We start from the raw sequence: 18,466 nt of genomic DNA on the forward strand, positions 1-18,466 counted from the left end.
GTCAGGCCGGCGAGCCGGTGCCGCCGCGCATGGCGTCCGCGGTGACCGCGCAGCGGTCCGGGTCGTGCGCCACGCCGTTGGCCGCCTGCCGCAGCAGCCGGTGCAGCAGCGCGCGCTCCGCCTCGGGCAGGGCGCCCAGCAGCTCCTCCTCCACCTGGCGCACCCGGGCGTCCAGCTCGTCGAGCCGGCGGCGCCCGTGCCCGGTGGGGACGATCCGGCGGGCCCGCCGGTCGGTCGGGTCCTGCTGGCGCTCCACCAGGTTGGACTCCACGCAGCGGTCGATCAGGTAGGTCATCACGCTGCGGTCGATGCCCAGCCGGGTGGCGAGCGAGGCCTGGCTGGGCGGTTCGTCGCGGACCACGGCCGCGAGCACCTGGTAGCCCCGGGTGCCGTACGGCAGGTCGCCGACCGCCGCCGCCACCCGGGCGCTCCACTCCCGCAGCAGCACGGTCAGCGCCCAGCCGAACTCGCCGACGAACTCCGGTTCGCCGTCGGTGCCGACCGGGGTGGGAACGCCAGCGGTGGTCATGCCGCCGATGCTACCAGCCAGTGATTGAGCAGACATATCATCGACGAGACAGATGAGTTGGAGCGTGTATCGTTTGTCGCGCAAACAATATGGCGGACGACGGAGCGGATCCATGACCGACTACGGGCACGAGCTGACATTCGGGACGTTCATCACGCCCCAGAACGAGAACCCCCAGGTGCCGGTCCAGCTCGCGCAGCTCACCGAGGCGGCCGGGCTCGACCTCGCCACCTTCCAGGACCACCCGTACCAGCCGGGATTCCTGGACACCTGGACCCTGCTGACCTGGGTCGCGGCCGCCACCGAGCGGATCTCGGTCTCCGGCAACGTGCTCAACCTGGCGCTGCGCCCGCCGGCGGTGCTGGCGCGCTCGGCAGCCAGCCTGGACCGGCTCTCCGCCGGCCGGTTCACCCTGGGGCTCGGTGCCGGCGCCTTCTGGGAGGCCATCGAGGCGATGGGTGGCCGGCGGCTCACCCCGGGCCAGGGCGTCCAGGCGCTGGCCGAGGGGATCGAGATCATCCGGGGGATCTGGGACACCGCCGAACCGACAGCGCTCACCGTGGACGGCACGTACCACCGGGTCGCCGGTGTGCAGCGCGGCCCGGCGCCGGTCCACGACATCCCGATCTGGCTGGGTGCGCTCAAACCGCGGATGCTGCGGCTGACCGGCCGGGTCGCGGACGGCTGGGCGGTCACCCTGCGGTATGTCGGCGACGACGGCCTGGTCGAGGGCAACGCGACCATCGACGAGGCGGCCACCCGGGCCGGCCGCCACCCCGCCGAGATCCGCCGGGTGCTCAACATCGGCGGCGCCTTCACCCCGCGCGGCCGGGGCTTCCTCCAGGGGCCGCCCGCCCAGTGGGTCGAGCAACTCGCCCCATACGTCCTGGAGCGGGGGATCGGCACCTTCATCCTGATCGGCGACGACCCCCGCGCCATCCAGACCTTCGGCCAGGAGGTCGCCCCGGCGCTGCGGGAACTCGTCGCCGCGGAGCGGGCCTCCGCCGGCACCGCGCCGGTCGCCCGGCGGCGGGGCAGCGCCGCGCTGGCGGCTCGCCGGGCCGGCATCGCCTACGACGACGTGCCCGCCGCGCTGGCCAGCCGGGTGGTGGAGCCGGGTGACCGGGAGTACGAGTCGGTCCGCTCCGGCTACCTGCGCGCCGGCCGGCCCGGCCTGGTGCTGCGCCCGCGCAGCGCCGAGGAGGTCGCCGAGGCGCTCGCCTACGCCCGCAAGCAGGAGGTGCCGATGGCGCTCCGCTCCGGCGGCCACGGCATCAGCGGGCGCTCCACCAACGACGGCGGCATCGTCGTCGACCTGGGCGCCCTCGACGGCATCGAGCTGCTCGACGAGCGCACCGGGCTGGTCCGGCTGGGCGCCGGCGCCCGCTGGGGGCAGGTCGCCGAGAAGCTCGTCCCGCACGGCCTGGCGATCAGCTCCGGCGACTACGGCGGGGTCGGCGTGGGCGGGCTGGCCACCACCGGCGGCATCGGCTTCATGGGCCGGCTGCACGGGCTGACCATCGACCACGTCCGGGCCGCCGAGGTGGTCCTCGCCGACGGCCGGATCGTCCGCGCCGACGCCGAGCACCATCCCGACCTGTTCTGGGCGCTGCGCGGCGCCGGCGCCAACGTCGGCGCGGTCACCTCGCTGGAACTCGCCGCCGACCGGGTGGGCGACATCGTCCACTCCGTCATGCTGCTCGACGCCTCGGACACCGCCGGGGTGCTGGCGCGCTGGGGGCAGGTGGTGGAGACCTCGCCGCGCGAGCTGACCAGCTTCATCATCCTGTCCCCGAACCGGGGCGCGCCGTCGGTGGTGGCCCGGGTGATGACCGTCTACGCCAACGACGACACCGACGCCGCGGTCGCCGCGCTGCGCCGGCTCGCCGACGTCGCCCCGGTGCTCGACCACGAGGCCCGACTGATGCCGTACTCGGGGGTCGTCTTCCCCACCGAGCCGCACTACGCGTCCGGCGGGCTGGGCCCGATCACCCGCTCGGGGCTGTTCACCCACCTCACCCCGGAGGTGGCCGGCGGGCTCGCCCGGCTGGTCACCGAGGGTGTCTCGTACTTCCTGCAACTGCGCGCCGTGGGCGGGGCGGTCAACGACGTGCCGGCCGGCGAGACCGCGTACCCGCACCGGCACCAGAACTTCTCCGCCGTCGCCTTCGGCGGCGGGGTGCGCCGCTCCGCCCTGGACGAGCCGTGGGACGCCTGGGTGTACCCGCACGCCGACGGCCTCTACCTGAGCTTCGAGACCGACCCGCGCCCCGAGCGGCTGCGCGACGCCTTCCCGGAGCCCACGCTGAGCCGGTTGCGCCAGGTCAAGCGCGCCTACGACCCGGACGCGGTGTTCCACACCAACTTCCCGGTCCCGCCGGCCACCCGGTGACGCGGCGGCGGGGTGGGCCGATCGCCCACCCCGCCGCCGTACGGGTCAGTGACCGGCCGCCTGGGCGGCGGCCTCCTCCCGGGCCCGCCGCTCGTCGCCGCTGAGCGTGTGCAGCGGCTTCTCCTTGATGAACAGCACCACGATCAGGGCGAGCACCGCGAACGGGGCGCCGACCAGGAACAGGTCGGCGGTGGCGACGCCGTAGACCTCCTGCACGACGCGCAGCACCGGCTCGGGCAGCGCGGACAGGTCGGGCACCTCGGCCGAGCCACCGCCGCCGGTGGCGGCCGGCCCGAGCTTCTCGGTCATCAGCGAGGTGACCCGGTTGGCCAGCACGGCGCCCAGGGCGCTGACCCCGATCGCGCCGCCCATGCTGCGGAAGAAGGTGATCACGGAGGTCGCCGCGCCGAGCTCGTGCGCCGGCACGTCGTTCTGCGCGGCGAGCACCAGGTTCTGCATGAGCATGCCGACGCCGACGCCGAGCACGGCCATGTAGATCGACAGCACCAGCACGCTGGTGCCGGCGTCGATGGTGCCCAGCAGCAGCATCCCCACGATCATCACCGCCGCGCCGGCCACCAGGTACGCCTTCCACCGGCCGTACTTGGTGATCAGCTGGCCGGCCACCGTCGAGGAGACCAGCAGGCCGAAGACCATCGGCAGGCTCATCAGGCCGGCGATGGTCGGCGACTTGCCCAGCGAGATCTGGAAGTACTGGGACAGGAAGACGGTGCCGCCGAACATCGCCACGCCGACCAGCACGCTGGCGACGGTGGCCAGCGAGACGGTGCGGTTGCGGAAGATGTCCAGCGGGACGATCGGGTCGGTCGCCCGCGCCTCCACGACGACGGCCAGCGCCAGCAGCACGATCCCGCCGACCACCATCAGGGCGGTCCAGCCGGAGGCCCAGGCGAACGTGTTACCGGCCAGCGAGGACCAGATCAGCAGCGTGCTGACGCCCGCGGTGATCAGCACGGCGCCGAGCCAGTCGATGGTGACCCGCCGCCGGACGACCGGCAGGTGCAGGGTCCGCTGGAGCAGCACGATGGAGAGCAGGGTGAACGGGACGCCGATCAGGAAGCACCACCGCCAGCCCAGCCACGAGGTGTCCACCAGCACCCCGCCGATCAGCGGCCCGGCGACGGTGCCCACGCCGAAGACCGCGCCGAAGATGCCGGCGTAGCGGCCCAGTTCGCGCGGCGGGATCATCGCCGCCATGACGATGGTGGCCAGCGCGGTCATGCCGCCGGCCCCGATGCCCTGCACCACGCGGCTGACCAGCAGCACCTCGACGTTCGGGGTGAGGCCCGCGATCAGCGAACCCACCACGAACAGTCCGAGCGACAGCTGGATCAGCAGCTTCTTGCTGTACAGGTCGGCCATCTTGCCCCACAGCGGCACGGTTGCCGTCATGGCGAGCAGTTCACTGGTGACGATCCAGGTGTAGACGGTCTGGCTGCCGTTGAGATCGGCGATGATCCGCGGCAGCGCGTTCGCCACCACGGTGGAGGCGAGGATCGACACGAACATGCCGACCATCAGGCCGGAGAGGGCCTGGAGGACCTCCCGGCGCGACATTCGCGCGCCGGCCTCGGCGGGCTCGGCGGGTGGGGCGGTAGCCGTCATTGACGCTCCCTCGTGCGGTTTCTGGCGGACAGGCGGACCCGGGCGCGGCGGCGCTCGGGTTGGCGTGGGGGGTTCAGGGCCGGGGATCCGGCAGGCCGGCGGCGACCGCGGCGAACGCCTCGTGGACCAGGTCCCCCAGCGGTCGGGTGTCGGCCTCGGCGGCCCAGCGCAGCAGGGCGGTGCGGAACGCGGCGCCGGCCACGGCGGCGACCAGCGCCGGGTGGCCGTGGTCGGGCGGGACCCCGAGGCGGTCGGCGATGGTCTCGACGATCGCCCGCTCGGCCTCGGCGTTGCCGGCGATCAGCCGGGTCAGCAGCGCCGGGTTGCGTTCGATGACCGCCAGCCGGAGCCGCCACAGCTCGCGGTCGGCCTGCATCGTCTCGACCGTCTCGGTCAGGGCCAGCCGGATCGCCTCCAGCGCGGGCACCCCGGGCGGGGTCGCGACCAGCCGCGCCAGCAGCAGTTCCCGGTCGGCCGCCGGGTTGCCGATGAGCGCCTCGTCCTTGGACGAGAAGTAGTTGAAGAAGGTGCGCGCCGAGACGTCCGCCGCCTCGCTGATCTGCTCGACGGTGACGTTCTCCAAACCGTGCTCGGCGACCAGGCGCAGCGCGGCGGTGGTGAGGGCGTCCCGGGTCAGCCGCTTCTTGCGGTCCCGGCGCCCGGGCGCGGTCTGCTCGGCAACGGTCACGCGGGGACGCTACGAGGAAACTTGCACGCTCTGCAAGTTTTTATCGAGTGAAGTGATGTTGGTGACTCCTGGTGGCGGGCCACCCTCCGGCCGGGCCGCCGTCGCACCACCGGTGCGAGCGGACTCGCCGGCCCGGCTCACCCCGCTGACCTGCTGTTATGTGTCCGATCCCCGGGTGGATGGTGCAGCCGTTGCGGACCCGGGTGACCGAGCTGGAGGAGGAGGCGCTGGCCGCCCGGTCGCAGCTGGCGAACTCGCGCGAGCAGGTGCAACAACTGCGGGCGACGGTCTGGGACCTCCGCGGCCGGCTCGACCGGTGGCGGGCGGCGATCCTCGCGCCGGACGCCACACTACGCAAGATCCGGGCGATGGTGGCCGAGAGCGACCGGCGGCAGGAGCGTCCGTAGCGGGCGCGTCCACCGATCGGGTGTCGGGGTGGGGGGTGCTGATCACCCCGATATTCGGTTAGCCTACCCTAACCGCATGACCCAGGTCCTGCCCGTCGCGCCGTGGCGCGTCTTCACCGTCGAGGTCCGCGCGGTACGCCGGATCAGCCCGTCGTTCCTGCGGGTCACCTTCACCGGCCCGGATCTCGACCGTTTCGCGGACAACGGCTACGACCAGCGGATCAAGCTGGCGTTCCCGCTGCCCGGCGAGAACAGCGTCCAGCTGCCCGGCGGCGAGGACTGGTACGCGCAGTGGCGGGCCCTGCCGGTGCAGCGGCGCAACCCGATCCGCACCTATACGGTCCGGGCCGTCCGCCCACTGCTCAGCGAGGTGGACGTCGACCTGGTGCTGCACGGTGACGGCGGGCCGGCCAGCCGGTGGGCCCGGCGGGCCCGGCCCGGTGACGAGATCGCCATCCTCGGCCCGGACGCCGGTTACCCGGGTGACCACGGTGGGGTGGAGTTCCGTCCGCCGTCGACCGGCCACCTGCTGCTGGCCGGCGACGAGACCGCCGCCCCGGCGATCTGCGCCATCCTGGAGCGGCTGCCGGCCGACGCCCGCGGCCGGGCGCTGCTGGAGGTGCCCGAGGAGACCGACGCGCTGCCGGTCGTGGCGCCGCGCGGGGTCGACGTCCAGTGGCTGTCCCGGGGCGCCGGCGCGCACGGCTGCCGGCTCGTCCCGGCGGTCGCGGCGGCGGCGGGCGCGCTGCTCGGCGACGGTGGCACCGGAGCCGACCAGGTGATCACCGACGTGGACGTCGACCGGGACATCCTCTGGGAGGTGCCCACTCCGGCCGCCCCGGTGCCGCTCTACGCCTGGCTGGCCGGCGAGGCCGGGGTCATCCGCACGCTGCGCCGGCACCTGGTCGGCGAGCGGGGACTCGACCGGAGCGCGGTGGCGTTCATGGGGTACTGGCGGCTCGGCCGGGCCGACACCGCCTGAGCCCGCCCACCGCCGCGTACGGTGGCCGCCGCGCTCCGCGGTGACCGAGCGACCGGAGTGCCCCGACCGCGAACGGCGGCTCAGGGCAGTGGCTGGGAGATGCCGCGGGCGTGATCGGTGAGGGCCGCGCCGACGACGGTGGCCTCCAGCGGCAGCACCTCCAGGCACCGCCGGACGGCCGCGGCCATCAGCACGTTCGGCACCCGCATGGAGAGGGTGCAGTGCGGCACCCAGCGCCCCGGCCGGTAGTGCTCGACCAGCGTGATGCCCGCCGCGGCCAGCCGGTCGTGCACCCGCCGGTGGTGGTCCAGCAGTTCGGCGGTCGGCGTCGGGCCGAGCCAGAGCACCCGGCCGACGAACTGGCCGGCGTGCTGGAAGGACAGCCGCAGCGGCGCGGCCACCACCGTCCCGGCCAGCGCGGCGGCCACCCGTTCCGGGTCGAAGCGCGACGCCACCGCGAGCGAGACGTGCGGCCGGTGGCGCTGCTCCAGCAGGGAGCGCATGCTCTGCACACCCTCGGACTCCAGCGCGTCCCAGAGCACCCGGATCCGCCGGGTGGCGTCGGTGTCCAGGTAGAGCTCCAGCGCCGCGACCACGCGATCACCTTAGGCGCCGGGTTTGACCGTCGCCCCCGGCGGTACCCGGAGGTGTCGGCACAACCAGGAGGCGCCGGATGGACGTGAACGACCTGCTGACCGAGACGTACGACCGGCTGCCCGCCCTCGTCCGCGCGGCGGTCGACGGCCTCTCCCCGGAGCAGTTGCGGCACGCACCCGGACCGGACGCGAACCCGGTCGGGTGGCTGGTCTGGCACCTGACCCGGCTCCAGGACCACCACGTCTCCGACGCCTTCGACACCGAGCAGCTCTGGGTCACCGGCGACTGGGCGGGGCGTTTCGGACTCCGCCCCGACCCCGACGACATCGGCTACGCGCACACCCCCGAGCAGGTCGCCGCGGTGCGGCCGGAGAGCGCGCGGGCGCTGGTGGACTACCACGAGGCGGTGGCCGCGCGCACCCGCGCCCTCCTGGCCGAGCTGCGCCCGGCCGACCTGGACCGGGTGGTCGACGAGTCCTGGGATCCGCCGGTGACCCTCGGCGTCCGGCTGGTCAGCGTGGCCAACGACGACCTGCAGCACATCGGCCAGGCCGCCTACGTGCGCGGCCTGATCGAGCGGGGCTGACGGCGGTGCCGGTCAGGGCACGATGACCGCGCGCCCCTCCAGCGTGCCGTCCCGCATCTGCCGGTACGCGGTGACCGCCTCCTCCAGCGGGTAGGTGGTCGACTTCGGCCGCACCAGGTCCCGCGCGCCCAGGTCGAGCACCTCCACCAGCTCCGGCCGGCTGCCCCAGTAGGTGGTCTGGATGCTCACCTCGTACGCGACGGTGAAGAAGCCGACCGACAGGGTGCCCCCGCCGATCCCGACGATGGTGAGGTCGCCGACGGTGCGCGCGGCGGCCACGCCCAGCGCCAGAGTGGCGTCCGCGCCGACGCAGTCGAGGATCAGGTCCGCGCCCCGGCCGCCGGTGGCCCGCCGGATCTCGTCGACCGTCCCCTCGCCGGAGGGCAGGGCCAGGTCGGCGCCGCACTCCTCGGCCAGCCGCAGCGCCGCGTCCCGGGTGTCGACGGCGATCACCCGGGCGGCGGTGGTCGCCTTGAGGATCTGGATGCCGACGTGCCCGAGCCCGCCGACGCCGATCACCACGGCCGTGCTGCCCGGCGCGAGCTTCGGCCAGGACCGCCGGATCGAGTGGTACGGGGTGAGGCCGGCGTCGGTCAGCGGCGCCGCCCGCACCGGGTCCAGCCCGTCCGGCAGCGGCACGATGTGCCGGGCGTCCGGCACCAGCTGGTAGTCGGCCATCCCGCCGTCCGCGCCCAGCCCGCCGCCGCCACCGGGCGCCGGCGCCGCGGCGACGTTCTCGCAGTACGGGTCGACGCCGACCCGGCAGCGGGCGCAGGTGCCGCAGCCCCACGGCCCGTAGACGGCCACCGGCTGGCCGACCTCCAGCCCGGTCACCCCGGCGCCGAGGGCGTGCACCCAGCCGGCGTTCTCGTGGCCGAGGGTGAACGGCGGGTTCCAGGGCACCGAACCCGGCTCGAAGTCGTGCATCAGGTGCAGGTCGGAGTGGCAGGCGCCGGCCCCGCCGATCCTGACGACCACCTGGCCGGGGCCGGGGGTGGGTTCGTCGACCTCGACCAGTTCCGGTTCCGACTTCCAGCCCGGCAACCGCAGTGCGCGCATGCCTCGACCCCCCGTCCCTCCGTTGCCGTCCAGCGGCGGGTCTGCCCGCTGGGGGCCGGCACAAACCGGTGGGACCGAGGCGGTGCGGGGAGCGCGCCCGGGGGCGGGCCCGGCCCGGCGTCGCACGGCCGGCGGCGGGCCCGGAATCACCCCGTCCGGGTGAGCACCGCTCACCCTCGTCGGGGTGACCCTGAGCCTGCGAGGTGCGAGGGGGGAAGCCGATGACCGCGTCCGCGGTGGAGCACCTGCGGCGGCTGGGCCCCAGCCGCCGCGTCGAGCTGCCCGACGCCGTCGCCGGCACGGTGCGGCTGGACATGCGGGAGGAGGGCCGGACCGAGCACTGGTACCTCACCATCGGCGACCAGCGCGTCCAGGTGAGCCGTTCGACCGACGACGCCGAGCTGGTGGTGCGCGCCGACCGGGAGATCTTCGACCAACTGGCCCGCGGGGAGATCCACCCGGCGGAGGCGCTGATGCGCAACGAGGTGACCGTGCAGGGTGACATCCGGCTGTTCATGCTGCTCCGGCGGATCTTTCCCGGGCCGCCGGACGCCCGGCACCCCCGGGAGCTCACCACCGGGACGGGTGGCGGCCGATGAGGCAGGAACGGCTGCACGTCATCTCCGGCAACGCCTTCGCCATCGGCGACGGGCAGGGCGACATCGAGGTGGACCCGCAGGCGCCGGTAGGCCTCTTCTTCTTCGACACCCGGTTCCTGTCCCGCTGGGTGCTCACCGTCGGTGGCGAGCGGCTCAACGCGCTCTCCCGCGACGACCTGACGTACTTCGAGACCCGGTTCGTCCTGGTGCCCGGCGCGGCCAGCCACTACGTCGACGCCAACGTCTCGGTGATCCGGCACCGCTCGCTGGACGACAGCTTCAACGAGCGGCTCACCGTGCTCAACCACGCCGCCGAGCCGGCGTACCTCACCGTGCGGATGGAGATCGGGGCCGACTTCGCGGACATCGCCGAGGTCGGCCAGCCGCGACACCGCGAGGTCGTGGTCACCCCCGACGCCGAGCGGGGCCTGCTGCGCCTGCGGTACGCCCGGGGTCGGTTCGCCCGGGAGACGGTCATCTCCAGCACGGCGCCGGCCGAGATCGACCGGAGCGGGATGACCTTCCGGATCCGGGTGGAGCCGGACGGGCAGTGGAACACCGACCTGCACATCGCCATGACCTTCCAGGGCGAGGCCGGGCGGGACATGCGGGCCGACCTGACCACCCACCGGCACCACATCCGCCGCGGCATGCGCGACGACCTCCAGGCGTGGCTGGACCGCGCGCCGCAGCTGGTCGCCGAGCACGAGGCGCTGCCCGCGCTGTACCGGGGCAGCCTCACCGACCTCGCCGCGCTGCGCTACGAGCCGCTGTCGTCCGTCGACCGGGTCCCGGTGGGCGGCCTGCCGTGGGCGATGTCGCTCTACGGGCGGGACAGCCTGATCACCTGCCTGCAGACCCTGCCGTTCGTCCCGGAGCTGACCCCGGCGACGCTGCGCCTGCTCGCGCTGCTGCAGGGCGGGCAGCTCGACGACGAGCACGACGAGGAACCGGGCAAGATCCTGGCCGAGCTGCGCTACGGCGAACTCGCCGCCTTCGGCGACCGGCCCACCGCGCTCTACTACGGCGCGGCCGACACCACGCCGCTCTTCGTCATCCTGCTCGACGAGTACGAGCGCTGGTCCGGTGACGGCGAGCTGGTGCGGCAGCTGCGACACCCGGCGCGGATGGCGCTCGACTGGATCGACGAGTACGGCGACCTCGTCGGTGACGGCTACCTGCGCTACCAGAGCCGCAACCCGCGCACCGGCACGGTCAACCAGACCTGGAAGGACTCCGCCGGCGCGATCGTCGACCGGCGCTGCCGCGCGCCCGCCCTGCCCCGGGCTACCTGCGAGTTGCAGGGCTACGCCTACGACGCGAAGGTGCGGGGCGCGCGCCTGGCCCGCGAGTTCTGGGACGACCCGGAGTACGCCGACCGGCTGGAGCGGCAGGCGGCGCAGCTCAGGGAGCGGTTCAACCGGGACTTCTGGCTGCCGCACCGGGGCCATTACGCGCTCGCGCTGGGGCCGGACGGCGAGCCGGTCGACGCGCTCTCGTCGAACATCGGGCACCTGCTGTGGAGCGGGATCGTCGACGAGGGGCGCGCCGGGGCGGTGGCCGAGCACCTGCTCGGCCCGGACATGTTCAGCGGCTGGGGCGTCCGTACCCTGGCCGCCGGCCAACGCCCGTACAACCCGGTGGGCTCGCACGTCGGCGCGATCTGGCCGTCGGACAACTCGCTGATCGCCGCCGGGCTGCGCCGCTACGGGTACGACGAACAGGCCGCCCGGATCACCGCCGGGATCCTGGAGATGGCGCACACCCTCGGCGGTGCGGTGCCCGAGGTGATCGCCGGCTACCCGCGGAGCCTGACGAAGTATCCGGTGCAGCTGCCGAGCGCGGGTCGACCCCAGTCGTGGTCCTCCGGGGCGGTGCTGCTGCTGCTCTCCACGATGCTCGGCCTGCGCCCGTGCGGGGACAACCTGCTGGTCGATCCCCGGCTGCCGAAGGGGTTCGGGCGGATCGAGCTGTTGGACATCCCGGGCCGCTGGGGCCACGCCGACGCGTACGGCCGGGACCGGGTCACGGTCTCCCGGCCTCGGCTGCGGTGACCGGGGCCGCGGTCGCGGCCGTGGTGGTCGACGGCGGCGGGTGCGGGGCCCGCCCGGCCAACCCGCGGTCGACGCCGACGAGGAGGAGACCGAGTAGCCATAACGCGACCGCGAAGACGAGCGCGTTCACCCCCACCGCGGCGTAGCCGGACGTCGCCGCGTCCAGGAACGGGTACGGGTAGCGGTGCACCACCAGCCCGCGCAGCAGCGCGAACCCGAGGTAGCCGAGGGGGAAGGCCAGCCAGTACAGCGCGTGCCGCGGGCGGAGCCGCCCGCGCCGGTCGACCAGCGCCCAGTCGGCCAGGGCCAGCAGCGGCACGACCGTGTGCAGCACCTGGTTGCCCAGCGCCTCGCCGGGGGCGCGGTCCGGTTGCGCCATGGCGAACGGGCTGGCCGGGTTCGCCAGCAGCAGGTGGTACACCGCACCGGTGATGGTGATGTAGAGGGTGACCGCGCCCCCGAGCGCGGGCGGCGGCCCCGGCCGGTCGCGCCAGGCGCGCAGGCCCGCGTACCCGGCGAGCAGGCCGACCGCGACGTTGCTCTGGATGGTGAAGTACGGCAGCGGGCCGGTGACGGTCGCCGGCCCGAGCGCGGTCAGCACGATCCCGGTGAGCACGCCGATCACGATCGCCACACGGAGGGCCACCGCCACGCCCCGACGCCGCGGACTCATCGGCGCACGCTATCAGCCCGCCCCGCCGGCCGGTCGGCCGCCGCACGGCCGGGCCCGGCGGCCTCGATCAGCGGCGGCCGCCGGTCAGCTCGCGGCGTGTCCCGGCGGGAGGCCGCGGTGCGGGCTCGCGGCCGGGGCGCGGTCGCCACCGGTCACGGTGGGCCGCCCGTCCGGGGACGTGTCCGGCGCCGGCCGGTCGGTCGCCCGGGTGCCCGGCGCACCACCCGGCCGGTCGGTCGGGGCTCCGGGCGACCTCGACTGGCCCGGGGGACCCCCCAGCGCCCGGTCGCAGTAGCCGTCCACCCGATCCTTGCCGCCGGCGGCGCCGACCAGGGGAGCGATGGCCGGATTGTCCAGCGCGCGGCCCGGGTTGTCGGCCACCTCGCGGTAGGACCGGCACAGGCCGGTCAGCGCGGCGGTCGGCGCGACGTCGGGACCGCCCGGCCCGGACGGCGGCGCCGACGGACCCGCCGAGCCGCCGGGGGAGGCGGCCGGGAGCGACGGGGTCGACGGTGGCGCACTGGCCGGCGCGGGCTCGCGCAACGGGTTCGGCAGGGTACCGTTCGCGGCCGCGAACGCCACCCCGCCGGTGGCGGCGAGGGCGATGCCGGCCACCAGGGCCCGGACGCCGAACGCGGTCAGGGTGAGCCGCTGCGGTGGCCGGCCCGGCAGGTCGAGCGGCGTGCCGGCCAGCGCCCGGCGGTACGCGTGCACCGCCGCGCCCTCCCCGGCCAGCTCATCGTCGCGTGGTGCGGCGCGGACCGCGGTCAGCAGCAGCACCAACGGCCGGGGACCGTCCTGCGGGTCGACGACCGGACCGTCGAGCAGCCGCTCGACGGTCTCCTGGTCCATCCGGTGTGCGTTCATCTCGTGTCCCTCAGCGCCACCGGCTCCGGTGGCGTCACATCAAACCGGTGTGACGTGGGACGGGAGGCGGACCGCACCGGGGACGGGACGGTGGCGGAAGACCCGGCGGCGGGGCGGCCGGCACCGCCGGGGCGCCGGGGCCGTCAGCCCATGGTCTTCGCGCCGTCGATCGCCTCACGGAGGATGTCGGCGTGCCCGGCGTGCTGGGCCGTCTCGGCGATCAGGTGCAGCAGGACCCGGCGCACCGACCAGCTCGCGCCCGGCTCGAACCACGGTGCCTGCGGCAGGGGGTGCGCGGCGTCCAGGTCGAGGGTCAGGACCAGCTCGTCCGTCCGTGCGGCGACCCGCGCGTAGTCGTCGAGCAGGGCGGCCAGCGTGTCGCCCCCGGTCATCCGGAACTGGCCGGCCCAGTCCACCGGCTCGCTCTCCATCGCCTCGGCGCCGCCGACCGCGAAGAGCATCCACCGGTGCTCGGTGCCCGCCACGTGCTTGATCAGCCCGCCGAGGCAGAGTTCGCTGACGGTGGTGCGCCGGGCCGCCTGCTCGTCGGTGAGCCCGTCGACGGTCTGCCGGAGGAACCCGCGGTGCCGGCGCAGCGTCTGCAGCAGATCAGCCCGCTCGCTGGTGGTGGTCACCTGCTCCGAGATGGTCATCGATGTCACCCTTCACCCGACGTCGTGGCGAGGGTCAGGATAGGCCGGACCACCGACGGTTTCGTCCCGGCCGCGTCTCCGGTTGCCGATCCGCCCGATCAGCGGTGCACTGAACTACATGGGTGTGATTAAGGTGGGTACGTCGGGCTGGGCCGACCGGATGCTGCTCCGCTCCGGGTGGTATCCCCGGGCGGCGAACACCCCGGCCGCCCGGCTCGGCTGGTACGCCAGCCGGTTCCCGCTGGTCGAGGTGGACACCTCCTACTACGCGGTGCCGGTGCCGGAGACGACCCAGGGCTGGGTGGACGCCACGCCGGAGGGGTTCACCTTCGACGTCAAAGCGTTCAGCCTCTTCACCGGCCACCCCACCCCGGTGGCGGCGCTGCCGCGGGATCTGCGCCCGGCCGGTGGCCCGGCCCGGATCCGCCGCCGGGACCTGCCGCCGGCGGCGTACGACGAGCTGTGGGCCCGGTTCCACGCGGCGCTGGAGCCGCTCGCGGCGGCCGACCGGCTCGGCGCCGTGCTGTTGCAGTTCCCGCCCTGGTTCGCCCGCGGCGCGGCCGCCCAGCGGCGCATCGCCGACCTGGCCGAGCGGTGCCGGCCGTGGCGGGTGGCCGTGGAGCTGCGCCACGGGTCCTGGTTCGACGGTACGGCCGCGGCGGAGACGCTGACCTTCCTGCGCGATCGCGGGCTCACCTTCGCCTGTGTGGACATGCCGCAGGGGCACCCGTCCTCGGTGCCGCCGATCCTGTACGCCACCGCCGGCCTCGCGCTCGTCCGGTTCCACGGGCACAGCGCCGACTGGGCCGACGGCGACAAGCAGGAGAAGTTCCGCTACGCCTACGGAGAGCAGGAGCTGCGCCGGTGGGCGGAGCTGCTGGTCGAGCTGGCCGGGCAGAGCGACGAACTGCACGTGCTGTTCAACAACTGCTGCGGCGACCAGGCGCAGCGGGACGCCGCCCGGCTGGCCGGGCTGCTCGGCGTCACGCCGGTCGACGGCCGGGCGGTCCGCGCCGTCCCGACCGGCTGAGGACCGGCGGCCGCGTGGCGCCGTCCCGGCGGTGTGGTTTCCCGGTGGGGCGGCCGGGTACCGGCCGGGACGAGGAACGACGGAGGGACAGCACACGATGAGCCAGCAGGAGAACCGGTCAGCGGACCGGACGCCGGCGGTGCCGGACGACGCGGCGGCCCGCCGGACCCGGGAGGCGCAGGAGGCGCACGGCGGCAGCATGGTGCCCGGCCTGGTGGACGACACCGGGCACCCGGTGACCGAGCCGCCGCCCACCGCGGTGGCCGGTGAGGACCGCAGCGGTTCCTGACCGCCGCGTGGGACGGGTGGCGGGGCGGTCGTCCACCCGCCGCCGTCCCGCCGGTCACCCCGGCGCCGGTCGTCCGCCCGCCGCCGTCCGGCCGGGCGGCACCCGGCCACCACGCCGGGAAAGGGTCGATCGCCACCCCGGCTCTGGAGCACCGGGAACGGCCGCCCTGGCGCCCGGACGGGCGGCGACCGACCGGCCCTGGCGGGCCGGCCCGGTGACCGCCGGCTACGAGTGGCGCCGGCCCTGGGTCCGGAAGGCGTCCTCGGTCCGCTCCCCGATGTCCGCGTCGTCCGGGAAGGACCGGCGCGACGGCGCCGGGTCCGGCGGCGCGCCCGGCCCCGCCTCGGCCGTCCGGGTCGGCTCGACCGGACCGAACCCGTGCCGGCCGCGTCCGCCGGACGGTCCGGCCGGCTGGCCGGCGCGGCGCTCCCCGCGCCGGCCCTCCGGTACCGCGGTCTCCTCGCTGCCCTCGTCCATCGGGTCGTGCTCGCCGGTGCCCCAGGGTGGTTCGGCGTCGAACCCGTCGGTCGTCTTCCACGGGGTGGCGACGTCACGTCCGTCGCCGCCGCGTCCGTCTGCTGGTGCCATGCTCACCTCGCTGGTCGCTCCGCCGCTACCGGCGCGGATTGCCCGTCCCGGCCCCGGTCATGCCCCGCGGTGCCGGGACGCTCGGCCGGCGTGGCGGCGTCCGGGCACGCCGGCCGGCGCCCCGCCGTCGAGGAGCCGGCGGGACGCCGTGTGCTCGGGGCCGGGTCAGCGGCGGGAGGACATCGGCATCCGCTTCCCGAGCGCGGTCAGCGCCGCCATCTTGCCGACCGCCCTGGGCGAGCCCATCGCGCTGACCCGGTTCAGCATCCCGCGGAACACCTCGCCGGGTTTCTGCTGCTCGCTCATGTACGCCGTGACCACGATCAGCGCGCCGGTCAGCGCCGGGACCGCCCACTGGAGCGCCTTCATCTGGCGTTGGGCGGACGCGACGTTCGACGGCGTCTGGTGGTTCGGCTCGGTGATCCCGTCCACCGGCGGGCTGCCGGCCTTCTCGAGCTTCATGCCGAGCAACCGGCTGTAGCCGGTGACCGCGAGGGCGCTGACCGTCAGCGCGGTCTTCAGCGTGCTGGCCCGGCCGACCCCCGTCTGGGCCATCACCCGGGGGCTCTCCGTCACCAGCTCGCCGACCGCGCCCGCGAGGTGGGCGCCGATCGCGGCGGCGTTGACCGGGGTCCACCGGGACCAGCCCGCCGAGGCCACCGGAAGCCGCTGGGTCGAGTCACTGATCTGTGCCGCTCCGCCGTTGACGCCGAACGCTCCCATCAGGGAGCCCCCGAACCAGGCCGCCAAGCCCAGATCGTGCATCGAGCGCAGTGCGGTGTGCCGTTCGGACATCTGATCCCCTTCCACCGTGTCGGGCGTCGCGGCATACCCACCACCCGGGCCGCTAATCCCGCCCGTCATCAGGCGGGACGCCCCGGACGCGGAGCCCGGTGGACATCGGGGAGCCGCCGGGACGACCGGGGGCGGTCCGGCCGGTGCGGACGGTCCCTGGGAGAGCCGACCGGCGTGCCGAGGAGTCGGCCGGGCGGCGGTGGGTAGTTCGTGACCGAGGCAGTTCGAGGGGGAGGGGAAGCGGATGTCGCAACCGGACGAGAGCAGGGAGAAGACCCAGAAGACCGACGCCGTCCTGATGCATCCGGACAACGACCCGCGCAAGACCAGCGCGCAGGTCCCGCCGCCGGCCGAGCACGGCGAGACCCGGGTGGAGCGCGACGGCCGGATGGTGCCGGTCGACCAGGAGGAGTGACCCCGGGCGCGGCACCGCCCGGCGGCCGGTGACCGATGCGCCGTCGGCATCCCTGCGGGCGGCGCGACCGGCGGGCCGTGCCGGCCCGGGCGGGGATCAGGCGCGCGGGGCGCCGGTCAGCGGGCCGGCAGGCCGGCGGTGAAGGCGGCCACCCGGTCGGCCAGCGGGGTCGCGGCCCGCACCCAGGTGAAGTGGTCCAGCGGGGCGCCGGCCTCGGCCACCGTGTAGCGCTCCCGGGCCACGGGGGCGCTGACCAGCTTGGCGCAGAGCTGGTCCATCGTCCCGTGCGGGGTGTACTGGTCGTCGTCCACGCTGACCGCGAGCACCGGGGTGCGTACCGCGCGCACGGCCGCCTCCGCGTCCACCCCGTCCAGCCGGGGGAAACGGCCGGTGCGGGCGGTGTGCGCCCAGTCCCGGATCACCCCGCGCGCCTGACGGCCGCCGAAGCCCCAGCCCGGCCAGACGCCGAGCAGCCGGGCCGTCGCGGCGATCCCCTGGGTGTACGGCAGCACCCCGAACCGCCGGGCGCCGGGGTAGGACCGCCAGTACGGGACGCCGACCGCGACCAGGGCCAGGCCGTCGACGGCGTCCGTGCCGTGCAGGGCGAGGTGCAGCAGGGCGACCTGCCCGCCGAGGGAGTGCCCGAGCAGCACCGTGCGGCGGCCGTCCAGCCGGGGCTTGAGCGCCGCCTGCACGGCGCCCACGTCGGTGGCCAGCTCGGCGTAGCCGTACCGGCAGGCACGGCTGGGTCTCGGTGTGCTCTCCCCGGTGCCACGCAGGTCGGCCACCACGACCGCCAGGCCGGCGGCGCGCAGCGCGGCGGCGAACGGGCGGTAGTAGCGGGCCCGCACTCCCATCGCCGGCCAGATCACCACCACCGGCGCCGCCGCCACCCCCTCCGGCTCCGGGTAGACCTGGATCCCGAGCCGGGCCCCGTCGACCTCGACGAACTCCTGCGCGTACTCCGCCGTCGCGTTCACGGGCTCAGGTTACCTGCCGGTAGCTGGCGGACCGTCCACCACCGGCCGCCCTCCTACGGTGTGGGCAGCAGGGCCGGCCGGTGCCGCTGCACCCGGTCCACGGCGGCGAGGACCTGCGACACGTCGAGCGCGGCCAGGGCCGGGTGGGGTGCGGTGTCGTCCGCCGCGGCCCGCGGCACCGGCCCGACCCAGAGCGCCTGGTGCCAGGGCCGGTCCGGCGGTGGCCCCCACTGCGCCGGGGCCACCGGGCCGAACAGCAGGACCGAGGGGGTGCCGTAGGCGGTGGCGAGATGCCCGATGCCGGTGTCGCCGCTGACCACCAGCCGGGCGTACGCGACCAGCGCGGCGAGGTCGCCGAGGTCGGTCTCGCCGGCCAGCACCGCCTCGTCGGGCAGCCCGGCCAACCGGGCCACCGCCACCGCGATCCCGCGTTCCCCCCGGTTGCCGGTGACCACCACCCGATGCCCCCGCCCGGCCAGTTCCCGGGCCACCCGGGCGAAGCGGGCCGGCGGCCAGCGTCGCTGCGTCGCCTTCGCGCCGGGGTGCACGATGCTCACCCCGGTCGGGATGCCGTCGGGTGGGGGGCGGTGCAGGTGCAGGTCGGTGCGGTCGGTGGGGATGTCGTACCAGGCGAGTAGGCGGCACCAGCGGTCGATT

General features: G+C 75.1%; 21 protein-coding genes. 9 read left to right on the forward strand and 12 right to left on the reverse strand.

Annotation, left to right across the window (positions count from 1 at the left end; all coding sequences use genetic code 11):
• Position 1: 1 nt before the first annotated feature.
• Positions 2 to 529, reverse strand: a complete 528-nt coding sequence (locus SM577_RS25725) for a MarR family winged helix-turn-helix transcriptional regulator (protein ID WP_474581753.1) — start codon at positions 527 to 529, stop codon at positions 2 to 4.
• A 112-nt stretch (positions 530 to 641) separates the two neighbouring features.
• Between SM577_RS25725 and SM577_RS25730 the strand changes: the two genes are divergently transcribed.
• Complete coding sequence (locus SM577_RS25730) at positions 642 to 2,921, forward strand: LLM class flavin-dependent oxidoreductase (protein ID WP_474588180.1); 2,280 nt, start codon at positions 642 to 644, stop codon at positions 2,919 to 2,921.
• A gap of 45 nt (positions 2,922 to 2,966) precedes the next feature.
• Here the strand turns inward: SM577_RS25730 and SM577_RS25735 are convergent, their stop codons facing one another.
• Both SM577_RS25735 and SM577_RS25740 read right to left on the reverse strand, forming a co-directional pair.
• Complete coding sequence (locus tag SM577_RS25735; RefSeq protein WP_302917213.1) at positions 2,967 to 4,547, reverse strand: MDR family MFS transporter; 1,581 nt, start codon at positions 4,545 to 4,547, stop codon at positions 2,967 to 2,969.
• A gap of 73 nt (positions 4,548 to 4,620) precedes the next feature.
• Complete coding sequence (locus tag SM577_RS25740; protein WP_302917212.1) at positions 4,621 to 5,235, reverse strand: TetR/AcrR family transcriptional regulator; 615 nt, start codon at positions 5,233 to 5,235, stop codon at positions 4,621 to 4,623.
• A gap of 179 nt (positions 5,236 to 5,414) precedes the next feature.
• Here SM577_RS25740 and SM577_RS25745 point away from each other — a divergent pair, with 179 nt between their 5' ends.
• On the forward strand, positions 5,415 to 5,642 hold the full coding sequence (locus SM577_RS25745; protein ID WP_474588181.1) for a hypothetical protein: 228 nt from the start codon (positions 5,415 to 5,417) through the stop codon (positions 5,640 to 5,642).
• A 76-nt stretch (positions 5,643 to 5,718) separates the two neighbouring features.
• On the forward strand, positions 5,719 to 6,624 hold the full coding sequence (locus SM577_RS25750) for a siderophore-interacting protein (RefSeq protein WP_302917210.1): 906 nt from the start codon (positions 5,719 to 5,721) through the stop codon (positions 6,622 to 6,624).
• Between the two features lie 80 nt (positions 6,625 to 6,704).
• On the opposite strand, the gene SM577_RS25755 is transcribed toward SM577_RS25750, so the two are convergent.
• Complete coding sequence (locus SM577_RS25755; RefSeq protein WP_302917209.1) at positions 6,705 to 7,220, reverse strand: 2'-5' RNA ligase family protein; 516 nt, start codon at positions 7,218 to 7,220, stop codon at positions 6,705 to 6,707.
• A 77-nt stretch (positions 7,221 to 7,297) separates the two neighbouring features.
• Here SM577_RS25755 and SM577_RS25760 point away from each other — a divergent pair, with 77 nt between their 5' ends.
• Complete coding sequence (locus SM577_RS25760) at positions 7,298 to 7,807, forward strand: mycothiol transferase (protein WP_302917208.1); 510 nt, start codon at positions 7,298 to 7,300, stop codon at positions 7,805 to 7,807.
• 12 nt (positions 7,808 to 7,819) lie between these two features.
• Here the strand turns inward: SM577_RS25760 and SM577_RS25765 are convergent, their stop codons facing one another.
• On the reverse strand, positions 7,820 to 8,866 hold the full coding sequence (locus SM577_RS25765) for an NAD(P)-dependent alcohol dehydrogenase (RefSeq protein WP_474588182.1): 1,047 nt from the start codon (positions 8,864 to 8,866) through the stop codon (positions 7,820 to 7,822).
• A gap of 221 nt (positions 8,867 to 9,087) precedes the next feature.
• Between SM577_RS25765 and SM577_RS25770 the strand changes: the two genes are divergently transcribed.
• Together SM577_RS25770 and SM577_RS25775 are read left to right on the forward strand one after the other, a co-directional pair.
• Positions 9,088 to 9,465: an SCP2 sterol-binding domain-containing protein gene (locus SM577_RS25770; protein ID WP_302917206.1), complete on the forward strand. Its 378-nt coding sequence runs from the start codon at positions 9,088 to 9,090 to the stop codon at positions 9,463 to 9,465.
• Positions 9,462 to 11,519, forward strand: coding sequence for an amylo-alpha-1,6-glucosidase (locus SM577_RS25775; RefSeq protein WP_474588183.1), 2,058 nt, complete (start codon positions 9,462 to 9,464; stop codon positions 11,517 to 11,519). Before SM577_RS25770 ends, SM577_RS25775 begins: the two co-directional genes overlap by 4 nt.
• Here the strand turns inward: SM577_RS25775 and SM577_RS25780 are convergent.
• The 3 genes from SM577_RS25780 to SM577_RS25790 all read right to left on the reverse strand — a co-directional run bounded on the left by SM577_RS25780 (position 11,491) and on the right by SM577_RS25790 (position 13,712).
• Positions 11,491 to 12,192 carry a Pr6Pr family membrane protein gene (locus tag SM577_RS25780; RefSeq protein ID WP_474588184.1) on the reverse strand — a complete coding sequence of 234 codons (702 nt, stop codon included), beginning with the start codon at positions 12,190 to 12,192 and terminating at the stop codon, positions 11,491 to 11,493. The genes SM577_RS25775 and SM577_RS25780 overlap by 29 nt on opposite strands.
• Before the next feature lie 84 nt (positions 12,193 to 12,276).
• A complete protein-coding gene (locus tag SM577_RS25785) occupies positions 12,277 to 13,059 on the reverse strand; it encodes a hypothetical protein (protein ID WP_474588185.1) in 783 nt (260 codons plus the stop codon).
• 143 nt (positions 13,060 to 13,202) lie between these two features.
• Positions 13,203 to 13,712 carry a DinB family protein gene (locus SM577_RS25790; RefSeq protein ID WP_302917203.1) on the reverse strand — a complete coding sequence of 170 codons (510 nt, stop codon included), beginning with the start codon at positions 13,710 to 13,712 and terminating at the stop codon, positions 13,203 to 13,205.
• Positions 13,713 to 13,830: 118 nt separating this feature from the next.
• Between SM577_RS25790 and SM577_RS25795 the strand changes: the two genes are divergently transcribed.
• The gene (locus SM577_RS25795; RefSeq protein ID WP_474588186.1) at positions 13,831 to 14,742 is read left to right on the forward strand and encodes a DUF72 domain-containing protein; all 912 of its coding nucleotides are present in this window, start codon (positions 13,831 to 13,833) and stop codon (positions 14,740 to 14,742) included.
• A 97-nt stretch (positions 14,743 to 14,839) separates the two neighbouring features.
• Positions 14,840 to 15,031: a hypothetical protein gene (locus tag SM577_RS25800; RefSeq protein ID WP_474588187.1), complete on the forward strand. Its 192-nt coding sequence runs from the start codon at positions 14,840 to 14,842 to the stop codon at positions 15,029 to 15,031.
• Positions 15,032 to 15,256: 225 nt separating this feature from the next.
• Here SM577_RS25800 and SM577_RS25805 read toward each other — a convergent pair whose 3' ends face one another.
• On the reverse strand, positions 15,257 to 15,619 hold the full coding sequence (locus SM577_RS25805; protein WP_302917200.1) for a hypothetical protein: 363 nt from the start codon (positions 15,617 to 15,619) through the stop codon (positions 15,257 to 15,259).
• 165 nt (positions 15,620 to 15,784) lie between these two features.
• On the reverse strand, positions 15,785 to 16,414 hold the full coding sequence (locus SM577_RS25810; RefSeq protein WP_302917199.1) for a hypothetical protein: 630 nt from the start codon (positions 16,412 to 16,414) through the stop codon (positions 15,785 to 15,787).
• A gap of 244 nt (positions 16,415 to 16,658) precedes the next feature.
• Here SM577_RS25810 and SM577_RS25815 point away from each other — a divergent pair, with 244 nt between their 5' ends.
• Positions 16,659 to 16,829, forward strand: a complete 171-nt coding sequence (locus SM577_RS25815; protein ID WP_302917198.1) for a hypothetical protein — start codon at positions 16,659 to 16,661, stop codon at positions 16,827 to 16,829.
• Between the two features lie 116 nt (positions 16,830 to 16,945).
• Here SM577_RS25815 and SM577_RS25820 read toward each other — a convergent pair whose 3' ends face one another.
• Both SM577_RS25820 and SM577_RS25825 read right to left on the reverse strand, forming a co-directional pair.
• Positions 16,946 to 17,809, reverse strand: coding sequence for an alpha/beta hydrolase family protein (locus tag SM577_RS25820; protein ID WP_302917197.1), 864 nt, complete (start codon positions 17,807 to 17,809; stop codon positions 16,946 to 16,948).
• 53 nt (positions 17,810 to 17,862) lie between these two features.
• The coding region (locus SM577_RS25825; RefSeq protein ID WP_474588188.1) for a glycosyltransferase family 9 protein at positions 17,863 to 18,466 on the reverse strand (604 nt) is incomplete at its 5' end.

The sequence above is a fragment of the Micromonospora desertarenae genome (assembly GCF_056150265.1).